This is a genomic window from Paenibacillus sp. IHB B 3415 (genome assembly GCF_000802655.2).
In the GTDB taxonomy this organism is placed as follows: Bacteria; Bacillota; Bacilli; order Paenibacillales; family Paenibacillaceae; genus Paenibacillus_AQ; species Paenibacillus_AQ phytohabitans.
The window spans coordinates 114,241-135,393 of sequence record NZ_JUEI01000006.1; the positions used below are offsets into that span (position 1 = coordinate 114,241).

At 40.2% G+C, this 21,153-nt stretch carries 23 protein-coding genes and 3 pseudogenes; 19 read left to right on the forward strand and 7 right to left on the reverse strand.

Annotation, left to right across the window (positions count from 1 at the left end; all coding sequences use genetic code 11):
- Positions 1-31: 31 nt before the first annotated feature.
- Positions 32-850 carry a MerR family transcriptional regulator gene (locus QW71_RS03705; RefSeq protein ID WP_235441380.1) on the reverse strand — a complete coding sequence of 273 codons (819 nt, stop codon included), beginning with the start codon at positions 848-850 and terminating at the stop codon, positions 32-34.
- A gap of 178 nt (positions 851-1,028) precedes the next feature.
- On the opposite strand from QW71_RS03705, the gene QW71_RS03710 reads away from it, so the two are divergent.
- On the forward strand, positions 1,029-3,239 hold the full coding sequence (locus QW71_RS03710) for a GH32 C-terminal domain-containing protein (RefSeq protein WP_039293396.1): 2,211 nt from the start codon (positions 1,029-1,031) through the stop codon (positions 3,237-3,239).
- 271 nt (positions 3,240-3,510) lie between these two features.
- Here the strand turns inward: QW71_RS03710 and QW71_RS03715 are convergent, their stop codons facing one another.
- Entirely contained in the window at positions 3,511-4,080 is a 570-nt protein-coding gene (locus tag QW71_RS03715) for a TetR/AcrR family transcriptional regulator (protein ID WP_039293398.1), read from the reverse strand.
- A gap of 187 nt (positions 4,081-4,267) precedes the next feature.
- Between QW71_RS03715 and QW71_RS03720 the strand changes: the two genes are divergently transcribed.
- From QW71_RS03720 to QW71_RS38805, 10 genes and pseudogenes are all read left to right on the forward strand, one after another.
- On the forward strand, positions 4,268-5,269 hold the full coding sequence (locus tag QW71_RS03720; RefSeq protein WP_039293399.1) for an NADP-dependent oxidoreductase: 1,002 nt from the start codon (positions 4,268-4,270) through the stop codon (positions 5,267-5,269).
- A gap of 11 nt (positions 5,270-5,280) precedes the next feature.
- Positions 5,281-6,291, forward strand: coding sequence for an NADP-dependent oxidoreductase (locus QW71_RS03725; RefSeq protein WP_039293402.1), 1,011 nt, complete (start codon positions 5,281-5,283; stop codon positions 6,289-6,291).
- Positions 6,288-7,064 (forward strand): SDR family oxidoreductase, encoded by a 777-nt coding sequence (locus QW71_RS03730; RefSeq protein ID WP_039293406.1) that lies wholly within the window; start codon positions 6,288-6,290, stop codon positions 7,062-7,064. Before QW71_RS03725 ends, QW71_RS03730 begins: the two co-directional genes overlap by 4 nt.
- A gap of 108 nt (positions 7,065-7,172) precedes the next feature.
- Positions 7,173-7,751, forward strand: a complete 579-nt coding sequence (locus QW71_RS03735) for a TetR/AcrR family transcriptional regulator (protein WP_039293409.1) — start codon at positions 7,173-7,175, stop codon at positions 7,749-7,751.
- Positions 7,752-7,971: 220 nt separating this feature from the next.
- Positions 7,972-8,670 carry an SDR family oxidoreductase gene (locus QW71_RS03740; protein ID WP_039293411.1) on the forward strand — a complete coding sequence of 233 codons (699 nt, stop codon included), beginning with the start codon at positions 7,972-7,974 and terminating at the stop codon, positions 8,668-8,670.
- Positions 8,671-8,712: 42 nt separating this feature from the next.
- Positions 8,713-9,792, forward strand: a complete 1,080-nt coding sequence (locus QW71_RS03745) for an alkene reductase (RefSeq protein ID WP_039293412.1) — start codon at positions 8,713-8,715, stop codon at positions 9,790-9,792.
- Between the two features lie 84 nt (positions 9,793-9,876).
- Entirely contained in the window at positions 9,877-10,542 is a 666-nt protein-coding gene (locus tag QW71_RS03750; RefSeq protein WP_200905885.1) for an SDR family oxidoreductase, read from the forward strand.
- A 38-nt stretch (positions 10,543-10,580) separates the two neighbouring features.
- Complete coding sequence (locus QW71_RS03755) at positions 10,581-11,627, forward strand: aldo/keto reductase (protein ID WP_235441375.1); 1,047 nt, start codon at positions 10,581-10,583, stop codon at positions 11,625-11,627.
- Between the two features lie 52 nt (positions 11,628-11,679).
- Positions 11,680-11,856, forward strand: a pseudogene (locus tag QW71_RS03760) (TetR/AcrR family transcriptional regulator); the annotation flags it as partial.
- Positions 11,857-12,246: 390 nt separating this feature from the next.
- A complete protein-coding gene (locus QW71_RS38805) occupies positions 12,247-12,678 on the forward strand; it encodes a MerR family transcriptional regulator (protein WP_039293418.1) in 432 nt (143 codons plus the stop codon).
- Here QW71_RS38805 and recA read toward each other — a convergent pair.
- Positions 12,628-13,656, reverse strand: coding sequence for a recombinase RecA (recA, locus tag QW71_RS03770; RefSeq protein ID WP_039293421.1), 1,029 nt, complete (start codon positions 13,654-13,656; stop codon positions 12,628-12,630). The two genes, QW71_RS38805 and recA, sit on opposite strands and share 51 nt — an antisense overlap.
- A gap of 114 nt (positions 13,657-13,770) precedes the next feature.
- A complete protein-coding gene (locus QW71_RS03775) occupies positions 13,771-14,013 on the reverse strand; it encodes a hypothetical protein (RefSeq protein ID WP_039293424.1) in 243 nt (80 codons plus the stop codon).
- Positions 14,014-14,327: 314 nt separating this feature from the next.
- Between QW71_RS03775 and QW71_RS03780 the strand changes: the two genes are divergently transcribed.
- The 6 genes from QW71_RS03780 to QW71_RS41185 all read left to right on the forward strand — a co-directional run bounded on the left by QW71_RS03780 (position 14,328) and on the right by QW71_RS41185 (position 16,349).
- On the forward strand, positions 14,328-14,819 hold the full coding sequence (locus QW71_RS03780) for a CarD family transcriptional regulator (protein WP_039293427.1): 492 nt from the start codon (positions 14,328-14,330) through the stop codon (positions 14,817-14,819).
- 66 nt (positions 14,820-14,885) lie between these two features.
- On the forward strand, positions 14,886-15,290 hold the full coding sequence (locus QW71_RS03785; RefSeq protein WP_039293433.1) for a hypothetical protein: 405 nt from the start codon (positions 14,886-14,888) through the stop codon (positions 15,288-15,290).
- 148 nt (positions 15,291-15,438) lie between these two features.
- Complete coding sequence (locus QW71_RS42160) at positions 15,439-15,528, forward strand: TetR family transcriptional regulator (RefSeq protein WP_083442411.1); 90 nt, start codon at positions 15,439-15,441, stop codon at positions 15,526-15,528.
- Positions 15,529-15,547: 19 nt separating this feature from the next.
- Positions 15,548-15,820, forward strand: coding sequence for a hypothetical protein (locus QW71_RS03790; RefSeq protein ID WP_152679687.1), 273 nt, complete (start codon positions 15,548-15,550; stop codon positions 15,818-15,820).
- Positions 15,811-16,200, forward strand: a complete 390-nt coding sequence (locus QW71_RS41180; protein ID WP_235441376.1) for a hypothetical protein — start codon at positions 15,811-15,813, stop codon at positions 16,198-16,200. The genes QW71_RS03790 and QW71_RS41180 overlap by 10 nt, the downstream gene beginning before the upstream one ends.
- Complete coding sequence (locus QW71_RS41185) at positions 16,116-16,349, forward strand: hypothetical protein (protein WP_235441381.1); 234 nt, start codon at positions 16,116-16,118, stop codon at positions 16,347-16,349. Before QW71_RS41180 ends, QW71_RS41185 begins: the two co-directional genes overlap by 85 nt.
- A gap of 245 nt (positions 16,350-16,594) precedes the next feature.
- Here QW71_RS41185 and QW71_RS38820 read toward each other — a convergent pair.
- Positions 16,595-16,864: pseudogene (locus QW71_RS38820) on the reverse strand (family 1 glycosylhydrolase); the annotation flags it as partial.
- 106 nt (positions 16,865-16,970) lie between these two features.
- Positions 16,971-18,893 (reverse strand): FAD-dependent oxidoreductase, encoded by a 1,923-nt coding sequence (locus tag QW71_RS03795; protein WP_039293437.1) that lies wholly within the window; start codon positions 18,891-18,893, stop codon positions 16,971-16,973.
- A gap of 299 nt (positions 18,894-19,192) precedes the next feature.
- Here QW71_RS03795 and QW71_RS03800 point away from each other — a divergent pair, with 299 nt between their 5' ends.
- Complete coding sequence (locus QW71_RS03800; protein ID WP_039293440.1) at positions 19,193-19,993, forward strand: MerR family transcriptional regulator; 801 nt, start codon at positions 19,193-19,195, stop codon at positions 19,991-19,993.
- Here the strand turns inward: QW71_RS03800 and QW71_RS42165 are convergent.
- Positions 19,938-20,120 (reverse strand): annotated as a pseudogene (locus QW71_RS42165) (hypothetical protein); the annotation flags it as partial. The gene QW71_RS03800 and the pseudogene QW71_RS42165 sit on opposite strands and share 56 nt — an antisense overlap.
- 236 nt (positions 20,121-20,356) lie before the next feature.
- Here QW71_RS42165 and QW71_RS03805 point away from each other — a divergent pair.
- Positions 20,357-21,055: an RNA polymerase sigma factor RpoD/SigA gene (locus tag QW71_RS03805; RefSeq protein ID WP_160311770.1), complete on the forward strand. Its 699-nt coding sequence runs from the start codon at positions 20,357-20,359 to the stop codon at positions 21,053-21,055.
- Positions 21,056-21,153 lie beyond the last annotated feature (98 nt).

Here is a 21,153-nt window from a genome sequence, read left to right on the forward strand (position 1 = left end):
TTTCGCTAATGCACAGTTTCCCTCTTTATCCTCAGCTTAATGGAATTCGTATTTCGACCAAGTGTTCACTTTCATTATTCACAATAAAGCTACTAATGATTGCAGTCATGACAATATCCCCTCTTATAGTCAGCTTATGAACAGCAATATACTCTCTGATATTTGTGAAGACATGAATGAGTTTGTCGTTTTCACCTTTGTGGTAGGTGACAATGCAGTTGCCGAGGGGATATTCTTCAACATTAGCATCACCTCGAAAATCCTTTTCAAGAGGCAAGATAACCTTATCAATGTACTGATCATTAGCTGTTTGCAAGTATTTTTCATTATAAATAAAGGTTAGTCCGTGGTTATGACCGATCTCCGAGTAATTGGGGAAACTGGCTATTACTTCTTGTAATTTGGCCTCGAAGTCAAACCAGTCACTGACGGTTTGGCAGTCTCCGATAACCCCTCGAATAGAACCGCATTCTTTAATCTCAATTTCATTCTTATGCTTTTCGAAATAGCAACTTTTTTCCTCAATCGTATCTAAAATGTTTGCAAACCGCTTGGACACGGTTTGCATCTTGGCGATTCTTTCCTCGAAATGATTTTGCTGAATTCTAAGTTCGCGCATGGCCTCATTCAGTCTTGTTATTTCCCTGAATTGCTTTGCTTCATCCAGCGATAATCCAATCAATTTGAGAAACTTAATATGGTCAACTTCAAGAAATTGCTCTTCAGAATAATAACGATAGCCATTCTGTTCATTGATGAGATCAGGAGACAATATGCCGATATGGTCATAATACCTTAAGGTTTGTGCATCAATTCTCTTAATTTTTGCAAGTTCTCCTATCTTGAACATTTTCTTCAAGTATTACGCCCCCTATTCTGGAAGATCCAAATTATATCGAAAGATGGTTAAAGGTCTATTGACCTTATAGTTACTATAAGGATTATTCTATAAATGATCAAGGCAAAAGTGGTTTGGTCGAACGGTTGTCCGACCTTGAGATGATAAACACTGAATAGGAGGGTTTGATATGAAACAAAATCTAATCGCGCACTGGAGCTTTGATGAAGGAAAGGGGAATCGGATAAGAGAGCACTGCACTGGAAGGGTGGACAATATTCACTACATTTTCAATGAAGCGAAGTATAAACCTTCTAGTGACCCACTTTGGGTAAAGGGGTTAAAAGGAAATGCCCTTCTGTTCGATGGATATTCGACTTGGATTTCCGCACCGACCGATACCCGCGCATTTAAATCAATGACGATTGAATGCTGGATTGCACCTCGTTCGTTTGAGCATGGGGACGGAGGAAGACTATCCGCAATTGTTAACCAACATGACAGGGAGACGAAGAGTGGATTTGTGCTAGGGTTGTTTCGTCATAGTTCATGGTCCTTCCAGATTGGGACTGGCGATATGTGGTATGAGGTCTGGTCAGTGTCAGATCCAATTCCAAGAGATACATGGTCACATGTCACTGCCGTATTTAATGGGGCTGATGGCAAATTAGCACTCTATTTGAACGGAAAACAGGTTGCTTTGCAAAGTATTCCGAAGAACTTGGAAATCAAGCTTCCGCCTGTGGAACTACTCATCGGCAAAAACAATAAACCGAGTATATTGCATGGTGTTTTTACAACTAATATGTTTAATGGCATTATCGATGAGCTTCAATTGTACGATGCGCCTTTATCAGTGGAAGAGATCGAAGCCAGCTTTGAGCAACTACCCAACGATCAGCCGGATACGGTTCAGCGCAGAAGCAGATATGATGGCGACAGACATAGGCCGCAATTTCACTTTATTCCGCCAGAGCATTGGATGAATGAGCCGCATGGCCCGATGTACTTCAATGGACAGTATCATATTTTTTACCAGCATAACCCTCAGGGCCCCTACTGGAACCAGATCCATTGGGGACATTCGGTTAGCCCGGATATGCTCCGCTGGCGTGATGTACCGTTTGCCTTGTCTCCGGAAAAAGGCAATATCGACCCTGATGGATGTTGGTCAGGCGGAACGGCAGTCGATGATGAAGGCGTTCCGGTTATCTTCTACGCTGCCGGCGATAAACGAAAGGATCCGGACCAATCTATAGCCATGGCCAGGAGCACGTTCGGAAAGGATGGGGACAATGATCTGGTCGAATGGATCAAGCACCCGGAGTATGTTGCAGTTCTGCCTGAAGGAGTCGGTCTTCCCGGGAATTTCCGTGACCCTTTTGTATGGAAGGAAGAGGGGACATGGTATATGATTGTGACTTCCGGCATACCAGGAAAAGGCGGCACGGCATTGTTGTATACGTCGGAGAATATGATCGACTGGGTCTATCGTAATCCGCTTTATGTTGGTGATTCAGAAAAATATCCAAAAACAGGCGATGCCTGGGAACTTCCACTCCTGTTCCCTTTTTATAAGACCGATAAAGGTGAACAAAAGCACATCTTCATCGTTAATCCGTGGTTCCTGCACGCAAGTCCTCACTACTGTAAATATATTTTTTATTGGCTTGGCACATGGGACCGGGATCGCCTGATCTTTACTCCTGACGATGAGGAGCCCCAGGTGTTCGATGTTGGAGAGCACTGGATCGGGCCGAGCGGCTTTGTGGATCCAAGCGGAAGAATCATTCTGTTCAGCGTCATTTTCGCAATGAGCCCGAGGATCAGTAATGATCTCGGTTGGTTCGGCAATGCAGGCCTTCCGGTGGAAATCAGTATGCGGCCGGACGGTCGGCCAGGGGTCAAGCCCATTGTGGAGCTTGAGACTTTACGAGGTGCTAAATTGATCGAATTGTCAGATTTCTCGCTCGATATGGCGAATGAACGGCTGAGCGAAATTGAAGGCGATATGCTGGAGATCAAGCTTGAGCTTGAACCCGGCGAGGCCGAACGTTGCGGGATCAAGGTACGCATGTCACCTGACGAGATGGAGGAGACATTGCTGTTCTATGACAAGGAAAGTACAAGCTTCATGGCGGATCGAAACAAGTCGAGCGTGGAACCGGACGTGGAGAAAGGTATTGAAGGCGGTCAGGTAGATTTGGCGGACGGTAATCTTCAACTGCATATATATTTGGATAAATCCATGATCGAGTCTTACATTAATGGAACGAAAAGTCTGACAACACGCATATTCCCGTTCCGACATGATGCACAGGGCCTAAAACTTCTAGGTGGTGCGTCGACAGTAGTCAAGTCGCTTGAGATATGGGAAATGACCTCTGCATACGACAATTGACCTGAAAGATGAACGTGTTACTCTCATTACTAGCATAACGGCATTGTGGCAGGCTCTACGTTAGCAGTCTAGAATAGGATTATGCTTCACAGCAAGCTATATTCTAGTTCACAGAAAAGAGAGACTGTAAAATTAAAGCCAGGGGTTCACGGTGAACAGGGTCTTTGAATCCAACTAGAGGATTCAAAGACCCTTTTTGATTAAACTCCAGATACGTTCAAACCTGTCCTGGTAGTCTGGTAAATTCCAGGATTCTTTGAAGGACGGGAGGCTAAACACCGCAAACGCGGATAGAATCCCCCTTTTTGATTAAACTCCAGATACGTTCAAACCTGTCCTGGTAGTCTGGTAAATTCCAGGATTCTTTGAAGGACGGGAGGCTAAACACCGCAAACGCGGATAGAATCGCCTCTGCCCGTTCGAAGTGAGGATCGTGATAGTCCATGAAGCCGTCAATAATTTGGTAGGAATCCCATAGAACATCGCGTAACACCAATGGATTGCTATCCACGTATTGTGTATTCAAAGCGAACATTTTCGGATTTTCGTTATAGGCGCGTTTTTTGGCGTTGGCAAATGCCCAGAGCCAATCATGGAGCAGGTCCTGTGCATTCATCAAATTTGTCATATCTAATTTAATTTGTTCTGAAATCATCCGGTTGAACCAGTTTTTTGACACGGCTGCCCAGAGCTCTTGCTTATTCTTAAAGTGTTTATAAAGCGCGGCGTGGGTGATACTTAATTCATCCGCAATTTGTGAAAGGGTCACTTCGGATTTTTCCGTGCGTTCAATTAACGCTTCTGCTGTTTCAATAATGAGCTCTTTTGTGATTTTAGCCACCGCGCTTCCAACCCTTCTTTCTTCGATAAATTCCTTATCAATCGTTTATACACCTGTGTCTATTTTATCATATAAAATATCAGGTAACAATTGTTGACTTTTGTAACCTTTGATATTATGCTTGATGCATAAGTTACAAAAACAATAAAATGTTACTTATTATTCAGCGCATAGGAGGCTATTAATTATGAAAGCAGCCCAGATTACGAAATATTCAAAAAAGTTCAAAGTAGTAGTCAATGATATTCCAGTCCCGGAAATAAGTGATAACGAAGTCTTAGTCAAGGTGAAAGCAGCGGCGGTCAATCATTTGGAATTGCTCATCGCTACCGGGAGCGTGAAACTGATCCAGGATTATGAGTTCCCATTGGTACTCGGTAACGAGCTGACGGGTGTTATTGAAAAGGTGGGTAAGAGGGTCCAGAATTTTAAAGTTGGCGATGCCATTTATTCACGCCTGCCATTACAAAAAATCGGTGCCTTTGCGGAATACGCGGCGATTCATGCGGACGCCATCGGGCACTTACCCGCTAATCTCGATTTTGTGACCGGTGCTGCTGCGCCATTAACAGGATTGACTGCCTACCAAGGATTACATGAAGAATTAGCTGCTAAAGCTGGCGAAAGCGTGTTTATACCCGGGGGTTCTGGTTCATTTGGCCAAATGGCCATTCCTATCGCCAAAAGCATGGGGCTGAGGGTCATCGTCAGTGGAAATCCGCAAGCACGTGAACGGACAATGGCGGCCGGAGCAGACCAATACATTGATTACACGACGGAGAACTATTGGGAACAACTTCGTGATGTCGATTATGTGATTGATACCTTGGGACCAGGCGAATTTGATCATGAACTTTCAATTATTAAAGCAGGCGGCCGCCTTCTTTCTCTGCGGACCGGTCCTAACAAACGTTTCGCCGAAGCTATGGGCTTGCCAGGTTGGAAACAAAAGCTCTTCACCATTGCCGGGGCCAAGTATGATCACAAAGCGAAAAAAAAGAAGATTCAATATCATTTCATTTTTGTTCGCAGTGATGGCGAACAATTAAAGAAAATCACGAAGATTATTGAAGATAACGGGATTGTGCCAGCGGTGGACCCGACAGAATTCCATATTGAAGATATTAACGAGGCACTGAATTTTGTTGCTACAGGTCATCCTAAAGGAAAAGTCGTTATCCGATTTTAAGGAGAGCACCCATGAAGGCTGCACAAATTTCGCGGTATTCCAAAATACTGGCAGCACAAATCAATAGTATTCCTGTTCCATTGATTACACCTACGCAGGTTTTAATCAAGACCAAGGCAGCTGGTGTCGATCCACACCTTGTCTTGGCGATTACAGGCAAAGTTAAGTTGTTTGATCATTACGACTTTCCATTGACTCTGGGCAACGAGCTAGCCGGAGTAGTGATCGAAGTCGGCGCCGGTGTCATGGATTTTAAGGTAGGGGATCACGTGTACACCATGCCACCGTTAGATAAGATGGGGGCGTTTGCCGAATATGTCGCAGTAGATGCGGCGATTGTGGCTAAGATGCCAGCTAATCTTTCCTTTAAGGAAGCAGCGGCCGTGCCATTGTCTGCTTTGACGATCGTTCAGGCGCTAGCTATTTTAGATACTCGTCAAGGCGGTAAATTATTTATCCCCGGCGGTACGGGAGGCTTTGGTCAGATGGCCGTTCCTTACGCGAAGTCACAAGGGCTGTTTGTGACCGTTAGTGGTAGTGGATCAGCACGTGCCTTGGCGGAGCGACTCGGGGCAGATGAGTTTATCGACTATGCAACGCAGGACTATACTGACATACTGACAGGCTATGATTATGTTATTGATACGCGGGGCGCCGGCGAATTTAGTAAACAAATTAAGATACTGAAGCCTGGCGGCAAATTACTGTCGTTAAATGCTGGTCCCAATGCCCGATTCGCGAATCAAAGCACAGACTTGGCAACGGCGAAGAAGTTTCTCTTCAGTTTACTGGGAGCACCTTTTGATGGAATTGCCAAATGGCAAAAGAAAAGGTATGACTTCTTATACGTGCAGCCGAATGGCCGGCAATTAGCAGCTTTCACACAGTATCTTGAAAAAACAAACATTAAGCCGGTGATTGATTCCGAGTACCCCTTTGACCAAGTGAATGCCGCGATTGCTAAGATTGCGACGGGCCATAGTCAAGGGAAAGTCATATTGAAAGTAGATGATGCAGAATGAAATTAAAAAATAGAACAATATTGGTGACAGGTGGGACCTCCGGGATTGGATTTGCTTTTGCTAAACGTTTTCATGACATGGGGAATACTGTAATTATCACGGGGCGTTCACAACAACGCATCGACCAGATAGTAAAGAATAATCCCGGACTTATTGGGATGGCGGCAGATGTCAGTGATCCCAAAAGCGTTGAGCAGCTTGCTAAAGAACTCACGATTCACTATCCGAAACTGGATATTATTTTCAATAACGCTGGTATTATACACGAATTTGACTTGTTTGATGAAACTATTACCTTCGAGCACATAACCGCAGAAATCGCCACAAACTTGAATGGGACAATCTATATCACCAAGGCCTTGTTGCCACTGTTAGCCAAACAACAGGAGGCAATGATTGTTAACGTTAGTTCACTACTTGCTAATATTACAGTTGCCAACGCACCGACTTATTCAGCAACGAAGGCTGGCATCCACATGTTCAGTGATGCATTACGTGAGCAAATCCGGGCCAAAGGAAAAAACATTCATGTGATGGAACTTTGTCCACCTGTTATTTCTGAAACTAATCTCACAGACACTTTTGACGAAGGATTCATGAATAAGGTGATCTCTTTGCCATTAGCGAAGCTTGTTAAAGTCGGTATTAAAGGGATGGACAAAAACAAAATACGCGTAAATGCAGGTTTTACTAAGGTTATGCGCTTTTCCATGAAGTTCGCTCCGGATTTCATTACGCATACTTGGGGTCAAATGCTTCTTAAATCAAATTAAACGAGAATAGTGTGAATTTAGTAGGGATCCTTAATGGTTTTTACCATTCATAAAATTCTTTACCGATCGTTCTCAATATGTTATATTGATTAACAGGGAGGGAATAGAATGGCAAGAAGCAAAGAATTCGAAGAGAACGTGGTATTAGAAAAGGCGATGAAGCTTTTTTGGGAACAGGGTTACGAGAAGACATCTATGACGGATCTGGTCAAGCAGATGGGAATCCATCGGAGAAGTTTATATGACACTTTTGGCGACAAGCATACACTGTTTTTGAAAGCAATGGACCGATTTCGCGATAAAGTAAGTGCTGAGCTTGAAGGAGAAGTAAAACGCTCTAAGACTGCAACTGAGGCACTTCAGCTTATTTTTAGTTTCGTGATATGTGGTGAAGAAGATTCACCCTCAGGTTGTTTGATGGTGAATTCAGCGGTGGAATTGGCAATGCGTGATGCTGAGGTGGATGTAAAGACCACAGAATTGTTTGCATTATCAGAACAATTGTTTAAAGATATTATTCTGTGGGGACAGCAGGATGGAGAGTTTAGCTCAGATTATAATGCCAACGATCTAGCGGAACACCTGCATGCAGTTTATGTAGGGTTAAGGGTAATGACAAGGACCTCCATACGTAAAGAAAAATTACACAAGATAGCCAATTTATCGATTAAACTTTTATCTAAGTAATTAATGTATATATACTTGTAAAGCTCGTTCCCAAATAAGCATACTTGAGCTAATTTGAAGATTCAGCCTAGAAAGATATTAGTTTAATTGCCTGTGTTTATTCTAGTATGATCGTTCTTGAATGAGAATTCCTTTCTATCCCTAGAACTTTTTAAAATGAGTCACAGTTTACTGAATTTTATGAAGAATTGTAATCCAAAACAAAAAAGGAGCTAATACAATGAACATTTCTGAACAAGTAGCATTTGTCACTGGAGCAAACCGAGGTCTTGGCCGTCAGCTCACTCTTGAACTTCTATCCAGAGGGGCTAAAGTATACGCTGGTGCAAGAAATCCGGAGACTATTGATATTCCTGGAGTTACACCTGTAAAGCTTGATGTTACAAAACCAGATGAGGTTGCAGCAGCAGCAATCCTTGCTAAAGATGTTACGCTTTTAATCAACAATGCAGGATCATCTACAGGCGCTTCTTTGCTGGAAGGGGATGTGGAAAAAATACAGTTGGAATTTGATACGCATTTCTTCGGTACGCTATCCATGGCTCGTGCTTTTACACCGATCATTGAAAAAAACGGGGGAGGATCGATTTTGAATATTCTTTCCGTACTATCTTGGTTTAGTATGGGAGCTTCCGGTGCGTATACAGCTGCGAAGGCTGCAGCATGGGCATTGACGAACGATTTACGTTTAAACTTGTATCCTCGTAATATTAGAGTAGCTGGATTACATGTAGGCTTTATGGAGACAGATATGACAACCGGTATAGATGCTCCCAAATCCAACCCTTCAGATATCGCAAAAATAGCTATTGATGGCATCGAATCTGGCAGCTTTGAAATTCTTGCTGATGATAACAGCCGAATGATACAAGGTGGACTTGCAGGTGGCGTTGCTGCAATATACCCACATCTTTCTTAATCTTAATTTCTTGTTAAACAAATTTAAAGAGGAGTGTTAATAATGGAAAAACTATGGACTAAAACAAAAGTTGGCAATCTGGAATTACCGCATCGCTTGGCGATGGCACCAATGACACGCAGCAGAGCGGAAGAAGATGGTACACCGGGAGAATTAAGCTCCCTGTATTATGCTCAAAGAGCATCGATGGGACTCCTTATTACGGAAGGTGCACAACCATCCGATGACGGTCAAGGTTACTTAAGAACACCTGGGATCTATACGGAGAAGCATATTGAAGGGTGGAAGAAAGTTACGGATGCAGTGCATGAAGCAGGCGGGTATATTTATATTCAATTAATGCATGTCGGTCGTGTATCGCACCCTGACAATACTCCTCATCATCGGCAGCCAGTTGCACCCTCTGCAATTGCACCAGGAGTAGAAACGTTTACGGCTACAGGCATGCAGGATATCCCCGTACCACGTGAGTTGAGTAAAGAAGAGATTCAAATAACCATTGCAGATTATCGTAAAGCTGCGGCCGCCGCTATTGAAGCAGGCGCTGACGGCGTTGAAATTCATGGAGCAAATGGATATCTGATTAATCAATTTATCGGTGAAAATTCCAATAAACGTACGGATGAATATGGTGGATCTATAGAAAATCGAGCTCGCTTCGCGATTGAAGTAGCCAAAGCCATCATTGACGAGATCGGGGCAGAGAGAACTGGCTTCCGCATTTCGCCAGGGACCCCTCTTGGTGGGATTCAAGATGGTGAACAAGGTCCTGATCTTTATCGTTACTTAACGCAAGAATTAGCGAAACTGAATTTAGCGTATCTTCATGTGATGCACCTCGGAAACGATGAATTGCTTCAAGATATTCGTTTCTTATGGACGAATCCGTTGTTAGTCAATCGGGCTGGACGGGGACTGGATAATATTGGTGTTGATATCGAGAGTGGTCTTGCTGATCTGGCACCGATTGGGGTATGGTCATTGGCTAATCCGGATTTTGTGGAACGACTTAAAGCAGGCGCTCCATTAAATGAAGCAGATCCTGCAACATTTTATGGTAGTGGAAGCAAGGGTTATACGGACTATCCTACGTTGAAAGAATTGGAAGCTAAGAAGGGCTAAGTATAGATTATAAGAAAAAATGGCGTGCAATTTAAAATTGTGCGCCATTGATTACTTTTAAAGGGTGAATATGAATTGAAAACAATGGTTATCATCGGTGTTGGACCAGGTCTGGGCTTCTCATTGGCCAAAATTTTTGGAAGTCATGGATTCCGTATCGCTATGGTTTCAAGAACACAGGAGAAGCTGGATCAATATGCTGAGCAGTTGGACGGGATGGGCATTAAAGCTCAGGGTTTTGCTGCCGACATTACAGACAAAATACAGCTTACCAGGGCTTTTCAAGAAATTAAAAGTACATTCGGTACAATAGATGTCATGGAGTTTAGCCCGCATAGTGGTAGTGTTCCTACGACTTCTGTACTGGATACGACGGATGAGAGTGCACTTCAAATTTTTAACAATGTTGTAATTGGAGCCATTAATTCAGCAATACAAGTCATTCCGGAAATGACTGAACGAGGCGAAGGGGCTCTTCTTTTCACAAGCGATCTTTCAGCCATGAGTCCGAGCCCCATGTTTGGAAATTCAGGTATAGCTATGTCAGGGTTAAGAAACTATATTCTTAATTTACATGATCGTTTGCATCCCTTAGGAGTATTTGTTGGACATCTGTCTATTAGTCCTTTGATCAAAAAAGGAACAGGATTTGATCCAGATCAAGTCGCGGAAGCTTGGTACAATCTCTATGAGAAAAGAACAGAGGCAGAGGATACTTTTCCAAAGGGGATCATGCAATTTATTAACTAAAGTAGAATGATCATTCTAATAAATGAACTAAGATGGGAATGGTGTACGTGGAATATCGTGTATTAGGTCATACGGGTCTTAAAGTAAGCAGTTTTGTATTGGGTACAGGTACATTTGGTTATTGGGGGAACAATACTCAAAAGGACTGTGCCCCCATTCTAGATGAAGCACTAGCGGGAGGCATTAACCTAATTGATACGGCGGATGTATATTCAAAGGGTCAAGCAGAAGAAATTTTAGGTGAATTACTAAAAGGACGCAGACAAGATGTCATTCTGGCCACTAAGGGCGGTATGCCCATGGGGGGTGGACAGAATCAATCCGGGAATTCGAAATGGTGGATTAAACGGGCAGTGGAGGATAGTTTGAGAAGACTTAAAACCGATTATATCGATCTGTATCAACTACATCAGCCTGATCTAAATACCGGTATAGAAGAAACGCTTGACATCCTTACAGATCTGGTGCAAGAAGGGAAGATTCGCTACATTGGCACATCCAATTTTCAGGCCTGGCAAGTTGCAGAGGCTCAATGGACAAGCGAACGCAGAAATGTAGCACGATTTGTTTCTGAGCAATCTCCATATTCCATTCTGAACCGCAGTATTGAATTTGATTTGCTAGCTGCCACAGCGAAATACGGAATGGGTGTTTTGGTTTGGAGCCCACTTTCGGGAGGTCTATTAACTGGTAAATACCGTTTTGGAGAAGCTGTCTCCGCCGATTCAAGAGCAGCCACCTTTGGGGGAAGTTTGCAATCGATTGTTGATCCTAACCGGGAAGAAAACCGCAGCAAGTTTGAAGCCATAGCCAAACTCCAAACGCTGGCAGATGAAGCGGGATTAACTTTGCCACATCTTGCCATGGCATTCACGCAAGCTCATTCTTCCATTACTTCAGCAATTGTTGGGGCTAGAACAATCGGGCAACTCCGGGAAACCCTAAAGGGGAATGACATAAGATTAAGCAACGATATCCTGGACGCAATCGATGCAATTGTCCCACCCGGAGTTACTCTGGATGCAATGGAAAAAGGATGGACTCCAGGTTGGTTACAGGCAGACAAGCGAAGAATCCTTCGTTAAGCATTTGCGGATCATTTACTTACAGGTATAATGACTGCTTGAGGTGATTACATTGGGAAGAACCAAAGAATTTGAAATTAATGAAGTGTTAGATAAAGCGGTACAGTTATTTTGGATGCAAGGTTATGAGAAAACCTCCATGCAGGATTTAGTAAATTTTATGGGAATCCACAGAAGAAGTATCTATGATAGTTTTGGCGATAAGCACGCTTTGTATATGAAGGCACTTAAGCTCCACTGGAGCCGGAGGCCATTTCTCATTATCTGATGAATGCCTGGTTAGGACTGCGGACGATGGTAAAAACAGCGACAGATCAAGGGAAATTAACAAGTAATCTAAACATGCTGAATAAAATCTATAATATTAAAAAGTTCAAAAACAAGGAATTACGGAAATATAAAATTTGAAAAACAGTCCTGATGAGATTCCCACATCTGGACTGTTTTTTTATTAGGAGCAAGCGTAACTACCATAATAGGAGTAACAAGAAGTATCGCAATCGGTTGCTCAAACAAATATTATTGAATAATAGACTTGTTTAATAATCAATGGATGAAAAGTTTGTACAACCAATTAGGACATTAAAGTAACTTTAGTGTTTGGGAAAGGAAGATGTTTATGAAAATAAGCGAAGTTTCACAATTATTAGGTCTATCAACTGAAACGATTCGTTTTTATGAGCAGCAAAATATAGTAAACCCCTTGCGAAAAATGAATAATACCTATAGAAATTATGAAGTATGGGATATATTTGATTTGATGGAATGTATTCGATATAGAAATATGAATTTTTCAATGAAAGAAATTGAACTTATGATGAAAAAGGAGGATCTCAATTTTCTCTGTCTGAAAGTTACTGCTAAACATGATGAAATAACAAAAAATGTTCAGAAATACCAATTTATATTGAATGTCATTGAAGATTTAAAAGAAAAATTAGAAACAGCATATTTAAACATTGGTAATTATTGGGTAAAAAAGAATTTGGAGCTCAAATATTCAACTACTAGAAACCGATTTGTGCCCATGAATGCGAATTTCTCTTTCTAAGTTGCTGGCATCATCCGGATGATCCATAAAATATTTCTTAGCCAATTCTTTACCTTGCCCTAGCCTTTTTTCACCCTTGAAAAACCAAGACCCGGATTTGTTTACTAATTCACATTCGATGCCCAAATCAATAAGTTCCCCCATTTTCGAAATACCTTCACCGTACATGATGTCAAACTCTGTTGTGCGAAATGGTGGAGCGAGTTTGTTCTTAACAACCTTAACACGAATGTGATTACCAACTATTTTATTCTCAGATTTTATAGATTCTATGCGGCGAATGTCTAGTCGGATAGATGAAAAAAATTTCAATGCACGACCTCCTGAAGTTACTTCTGGACTTCCGAACATAACACCGATTTTTTCTCTTAGCTGATTTATAAATATAATTACACATTGTGTTTTAGAAATTGCACCTGTCAATTTCCTTAAAGCTTGACTCATTAGTCGTGCTTGGAGTCCCATATGAACAGCGCCCATTTCCCCTTCAATTTCTGCTTTAGGTACAAGAGCGGCCACTGAATCAACTACAATCACATTTACAGCGTTGGATCTGACTAATGCTTCAGTAATTTCCAATGCTTGTTCACCTGTATCAGGTTGGGATATAAGCAACGAATCAATATCAACCCCTAAGGCTTTTGCATAGGTTGGGTCCAATGCATGTTCAGCATCTATAAATGCTCCTGTTCCACCTAGTTTTTGAACTTCTGCAATGATATGAAGGGCTACTGTGGTCTTGCCGGATGCTTCTGGACCATAGATTTCGATCACTCTACCTTTTGGAATACCTCCGATACCCAACGCTAAATCTAGACCTATCGAACCTGTAGAGATTGTCTCGATCGTTCTATTAATAGAGTGTTTTCCCATACGCATGATGGAGCCTTTTCCGAATGTTCTTTCGATCTCTGTCAAGGCCTTCTCCAGGGACTTTTTCTTTTCATTCTGTGATGTTGCTGTTAGTTCAATACCCATATCTGTTATCCTCCTCAATCTATGATACAGAACTTAAATAAACATCTTATCTATAATAGAGCAAAAATCCTCCAGTGGAGGATTCTGTGTGTTTTGATGTACCAAAAATAATATTTATACGACTAGATAATCGCCGCAATCATAAGTGTTGTATTGTTTTTTGATTTTGAGGATGATAGAGCCGTCGGGCTGAGACGATTCCTCTACCACCTGGTATTTGATACGCTTACGTTCAAGCGTCGCTTTATAGGCATTTAATTCCTCTTTAAGTTCCGCAATACCTGCAGTGCTAGTAACATCATCTTTCAGATGAAAATGGATCGTTTGTTCCAAACAAGCATATTTAATACGTTTCATAGGTAATTACCTCCTCGTTGATATTTCCGTATTTTAGCACAAAAAATTTTTTTGGTGTAAGTCTGAATTTTTGAGATTTTTATTTTTTTCTGAAAGCTTTAAGGGGTATTTGGGGTATTTCTTTGCAATACTTGAATAAAATGAAAAACAAAAAAACCTTTATTCTATAAGGGTTTTTTTGTTTTTTCATTCATTTGCTGACTATAGTTTCACAATCATTCCTTAACTGAAAAATTGCTGAAAAGGGGGCTTGACATGCGTATGATATACTAAAAATATAAAGAATTAAATTAAAATTTTGGAGGCATTTCGTAATGAAACCAGGAGAACCGGTCTTTTATCCACTTAATGGCGTAGGGATATTTGATTCAGAAGTTAAACGAATTTTCATGGACGATACAAAAGCCTATTACAAAGTATATTTCCCGTTACAAAAAATGACCATGTTCATTCCAAAAGACAAAGAGCAGAAAAAAGGGATACGGCCTCTTTCCACCTTAGAATATTTGCAAGAAACAAGAAAAATGTTTTTTAAAGAATTTACAAGACTACCTGTTATGACATCTGAGCGTCATGTCATCTTACAAGAGAGAATTGAAAGCGGCGAGGTCACAGATGTAGTCACAATCATTCGGGATCTAATCTGCTCTCCAAAATATAACTTAAGACTAAACGGACATGATAAACATATGCTTACAACGGCCTGTGACATGTTGGCACATGAACTCATGTATGCTGCCGATATTTCAATGAATGAGGCCCAAGTTCTTATTAAAAAAGATATAGATTTGAGGCTTGCAGAATAGAATACTCTTGTCGCATTATACAAATTAAATTGAAATATAGATATCAAACTGAAAGCAGGGAAAAGTATGATTCTTACCAAGAAAGAAGCAGTAGTAATTGAAATGATTCGCAAACGTCTGACCCGAAAAGATATTGCCCGCAAACTCGTGATAAGTATCTATGAGGTAGATAACATCGTTTCAAGGTTGGTAGAGCGCTCAGCTATCCAGAGATCGGAATTCGGGAGGGGAGAGTGCAAAGTACTCTTGGACGCATATGAAATTAATGACAATAGCGAGCAATTGTTTAAGTCTAAGAAAGGGATTGAGGTCTTGATTCCTGAAAAATACGAAGAGTATATTCGAAATCAATATGGAGTAATACCGCGCAGGGAGATCGCAAAACAACTAAACTTGAATAAAGTGACATTGAATCAAATGATTATGCAGCTTGGGTTAGGTGGTAAAGAGATGGTACAGATAAATAAGTAACATCTTAGGGCATCAAAGTATAGAAGAAGGTTGACATTGATAATAATCAATAGTAATCAGTAGAAAACGTTATGTTAGTTATCGATAACTAACAGAGAAAGGGAAGTATATATTGAATGAAAAAATCGAAAGTACGTAAGATAAAATCGTGTCAGTTACAGTGAAGTTAATGTCCGAGAAAGGCTTTAAGTCTGTAACGATTAAAGAAATTGCCGCAGCAGCTTCTGTAAGTTTATGATTTAAAACCGGATTTACTGATGCTTAGCACGTTTTATCAAGACATGGTTAAAAGAAACAAAGAGGTTTATTTAATTTCCATAATGGAACGTAACACCATTCCTGAAATTCATTCGAATTTACACAATAACGTTGCTAAGTTTATTAAAGTGGTCATTGAATATTTAAAAACAATGCAAGAACAAGGCTTGGTCGTTAAAGGGGATCCCGAAACTCAAGCATTAACGTACCATTTAAGCGAAGAGAAATATCTGGGTCCATTGAATTCTTTGATAGAAGAGTTTTGTCGGTAAGTCTGGATACTTTCTTTCTCTCCTTTACTTATGGTGGGGTTACAACATTTTTGCCATTTTTTGCAGAATCCATTCAAGTTAACTCCGCCACGTTCTTTTTAGCTTATGCCATTGCTTTGACCGTTACTCGTCCGATTGCGGGCAAACTAGCGGATCGCTATAGCGGCGGTACAATTATTATACCTTCACTAATCATTTCATCCGTAGCTCTGTTGATTTTAAGTATATCCGGTGGACTAACTGGGGTTATCTTAGCTGCTGTTTTTATGGAATTGGATTCGGAGCCGCGCAACCGATTCTTCAAACCGTTACAATTAGTCTCCTTCCTTCCAATAAAAAAGGAGTCGCGAATGCTTCTTACTTTACTGCATTTGATTTAGGGATTGGGCTTGGGGCGATCTTGCTTGGATTCGTCTCTCAGTACATGGGATACCAGATGTTATTTGCCGTATGTGTTGTTTCAGGATTGCTTTCTTTGTTAATATTCAAGAAATTCGTAAGACAGGGATTAATAAGTAATCAGGATTAGTTCTCTAAAGGAAATACATTAACCTAAGGAGATGAGAGGCACGAGAGATGGCCGCATAAGCCCTCAAGTGGTGGATGGGTTAAAGGCATTGCGGATAGCCGTGGAGATGCGGGTTCAACAAGTCTTTCAAAACTACATCCCTTACCTACAAACTTGATTATACAAAAAGAAACAACCAGTCATTGGAATTACAAATGATTGGTTGTTTCAGAATGGTTAATGGGGTTTGTCCATTTGAGGATTAATTACAATTCTTCGCCATTACTTTGAATGACTTTTTTATACCAATAGAATGAATCCTTTTTAATTCTTTTTAATGTTCCGCTGCCGTCATCATTTTGATCTACATAGATAAATCCATATCTTTTAGACATTTCTGATGTGGACGAGCTTCTAATATCAATGGCGCTCCATGTTGTGTATCCAATCAGATCTACACCATCTTTAATAGCTTCTTTCATTTGTATAATGTGCTCGCTAAAATAATCAATCCGATAATCATCATGTATGTGTCCACACATACAACGGGTAAGTAATCGTGCTCAATTGTGATGGGTAAAGACAAAGAGCCTTCCTTGAACTTAAAAGGGAGGCTCTCTGTCTTTGAACTTAAATCATTAACTAAATCTTCAGTCCCATCTGATATCCTTCTTGAATTGCTGATAGAGCATTTCCGGTTCGTACTGCTCCACCGATACTGTAGACTTCTGGGCAATGAGCCTTAGCGAAATCTTCTACATCTCGGACTGGCTTGTATCCAAAGGCAAGGACTACAGTAAAAGCAGGCAGTTCGATCCGACCGTTCGGACCTTCACAGGCAACTGCGTTTTCGGTGATTTCTACAACTTTTGTGTTGGTGTGACGTGTAACCCCATACTTGTTCAGAATGCCGGTAAGTTGTACTGTTTGAATGGGATCCAGCTCTCTCAGGATTGTTCCAGTCATTTCAACAACGGAAACAGCTCTTTCCTGCATAGCTAGCGTAGCTGCTGTCTCACCACCGACTTCTCCGCCACCACATACAACAATTAAGTCATTTGTAGCTACCTTACCTAATAACACATCTTCAGCGGTAACGACATGTGGTAAGTCAATTCCGGGGATATTGGGAATGAGCGGAGTTCCTCCGGTGGCCACAACAATAGCATCTGGCTTATTGGCTTTAATTAATTCTTCGGTAACTTCAGTCTCCAGCCTGATTTGAACACCGAGTTGTTTTAATTTGTTTCGGCACCAAGCAGTATAAGTTGCAAGTTCACCTTTGTTTGGTGGATAAGCAGCAGATTTAAACTGTCCGCCCAAGTCATTTCTCTTATCATATATAGTAACATTATGCCCGCGTGTAGCTGCGGTTACAGCCGTCTGTAAACCTGCAGGGCCGGCTCCAATGATCATAATATCTTTGGGATGTTCTACTTTTGATAAATCTTGCTGATACTCCAAGCCAACTGAAGGGTTAACCAAACAGGAAACTTCAACTTTTGGGTTGAAAATGCAGCCCTGTAAACATCCGATACAATAACGAATATCTTCATACTTTTCTGCTTTAGCTTTATTCGGCAGGTCAGGGTCTGCGAGAGAACCGCGGCCCATAGCAATGAAATCAGCCTTATCCATCTTCAAAATGGTGTTAGCCATTTTAGGCTCGTTAATTCTGTTCGCAGTAATTACAGGGATAGTAACCAGCTTCTTAATTTCAGCAGCATAGTCTACAGTCCAGGCGTGCTCAACATACATGGAAGAAACGATTCCCTTGCAATAACTTGAATACACACCGCTGGATACATGCAATGCATCAAATCCCATTTCTTCAAATTCTAATGCCAGTACTCTTGATTCGGCAATGTCTCTTCCGCCTTCCATTGCTTCTACAGCAGAGAATCTAATAATTACAGGGAAATCATTTCCTACCTTACTTCTTATGTCCGTCATAATTTCACGAATGATTCTAATTCTATTTTCAAAGCTGCCACCATACTCATCACTACGTTTATTAGCGTATGGGGAAAGGAACTCAGCCAACAGATAACCATGCCCTGCATGAAGCTCGATTCCGTCAAATCCGGCCTTTTTAGCTCTTAAGGCAGTATCTCCGAAATCACTAATAATTTCATGAATATCGTTTATAGTTGCTTCTCGAGGTAAATCCCGGTTCCATGGATCAGGAATGGCACTTGGTGCAATGGGCTGAAGACCACCATTCACAGCACTTTTGCTTTGTCTGCCTGCATGGTAAATTTGACAAAAAACCTTGCTTTCATAATTATGAACAGTTTCAGTCAATTTTTTGTGACTTTCAATTTGTTCATCATTATATAAACCTGAGACAAACTGGTAGCCTTTAGCAAGCTGGCTGATGCTATAATCTTCAGTTATGATTAATCCCCAGCCGCCTTTAGCCTTTGTTTCATGATATCTAATGTATCTCTCAGTCGCAGTTCCGTCTTCATTTGAAAAATTTGTATTCATTGCCGGCACTACAAGACGATTAGGGATTTCGCAATTTCCAATTTTCATCGGTTCATAAAGTTTGTCCAGTTTCATTTGTCATGTTCCTTTCGAATCGTGCATATTTTAATTTTGTTTTTGGAAGAATCATGTTAAAAAATTCACATACACTCCTCCTGAAAGGGTGAAATTCTTCTTTCGTAAAGAATTATAAACTTCGTTCGAAGTACGAGGTCAATACCCCATGCGATTTTTTATTTTGTCTAATTAATCTATATAAAGGATAAGAATCATATTTAATTAAAATCAGGTTAAGTATAATCAGAATAGACTTAATAAGGTGTATATAGGAAAATAGTAATGCACTAAATTGTGCAATGAATCAGGTGATTAGTATGAAATATACTGCAAAAGATGTGTGTAAAATTCTAGATGTTAATCGTGAAACATTAAGGTATTACGAAAAAATAGGTTTAATTAATCCTGAAATCAGTGAATTTAATCACTACAGATATTATGATGACTGGCAGATCAATTTTATTGGTGAATGTAAAAAATACCAATCTTTAGAGTTTACAATCAAGGAAGTTGATGAAGTATTTAAAAAAGATAATTTAGAGGAATTTATTGCGAAAGTAGAATTGAAGCAGAGCATTTTTGAGAATAAAGTTAAATTCTATACCAATTTGTCCTTAAAGAATGAAAGGTATATTGAAACTTTGAAATCAATTCCTCATAAACTTAACCATTGTGAGATTAGAGAATTTGAGGAGTGTTTCTATTTGCCAGGAAGTAAAAATCTCGAGTTGATTTTCTCAGAAAACACGTTGAATTACATTCCGCAAATAATGGATAACTATGCTTTTGTAGATAATGCTGTACTAATACCATTTGAGGATCACAGGGATAATACCGGTACTTTCATGTGGGGGTTTTCAGTCAGTAGAGAATGGATGAATTTGCTGGAACTAAAAACTGAAAAAATGCTACATCTTTCTAACCAAAAAGCGATTTATTCTATTGTAGATGTAGGGGATAGATGGGGTTTTAATTACGGACATTTTGATTTTATGAAAAACTATGCGAGAAACAATCATTTCCAAATAAATGGACCCATTTTCGGTAATTTACTTACAAGAATTAATGAAAGTAATAAATACTGTCGATTTTTAGAAGTGTGGATGATGATTTCTTAATGGACTTGCAATGATATAAAAAAACTGACTTAGAATCATTTGAGTCAGTTTTTTTATTTATTTTATGTGGAAAATTGCACAACTCACTCAAACTACAGGTAGCGCAATTTGGTTTCCGGGCAAAACAAACAAATTTTCATGCCGTGTTGAATGAGCCATTCGTGAGCATGTTGTTTGTATTTATCTGGAGTTACACGATTAATTATATCTGCGGCTTCCCTTTTGAAGTTGTGTCTGCTATTCCGAGACGAATAATGACTCTGTAAACATGCGTATATACAGCGATAGAAGATTCACTAAAAATAACGTTCATTAGAATATCTGTGCAAACAGGGTGATAAGGAAGCTAAACTAAAATTTATATTGTCTAACTTACGCCTTGTTGTAAGTGTTGCAAATAAATACAAAAGGACTCAAATGCCTATTCTTGATTTAATTCAGGAGGGAAATCTGGGCCTGATAAAGGCGGTAGAGAAATTTGATTTTCAAAAGGGATTCAAGTTTAGCACTTATGCTATTTGGTGGGTTAGACATGCTATAGAGCAAGCTATCACTGATAAAGAAAGATTAATTAGACTTCCAACACATGTTGTGAAGTCGTTGAGAAGATGGAAGCAGACTTCACATTTGTTTTTGACTGAAAATGGTCGTGAACCTGAAGAAATGATGAATCTTATGAACATGTGTGCAACCAAAATTCTTCAAGTTAAAAATCTAGCTGAAAGACAAGTTTTATCTTTAGATTTTGAGGTGGGAGAAGTCAAAATGAACAAACTCAAAGATATCATTGAGGATATGAACGAAAGCAAACCGGATGAAGTGACAGAACGTAATTTTTTGAAAAGAAAAGTAGATAGGGCTCTTAATACTTTGAGTGAGCGGAAAAAAAACATACTTAGGTTACGTTATGGGCTAGAGGATGGGGAAATTCGTACTCTTAAGGAGATTGCAATGACGTATGGGTTTTCCAGACAACGCATAAACCAAATTGAGATTCAAGCTTTAAGAAAACTCGAAAAGCGATTTATGGAAGAACACATTCAGGAATTTATTGAGGTATAGATACTCAGTTTACTTACTCCACTAATGAGAAGCTAGAGCGTTTATCTTATAACGTGAAACAAGCAAATTTCATGAAGATACATTTACTCCTTTCTATT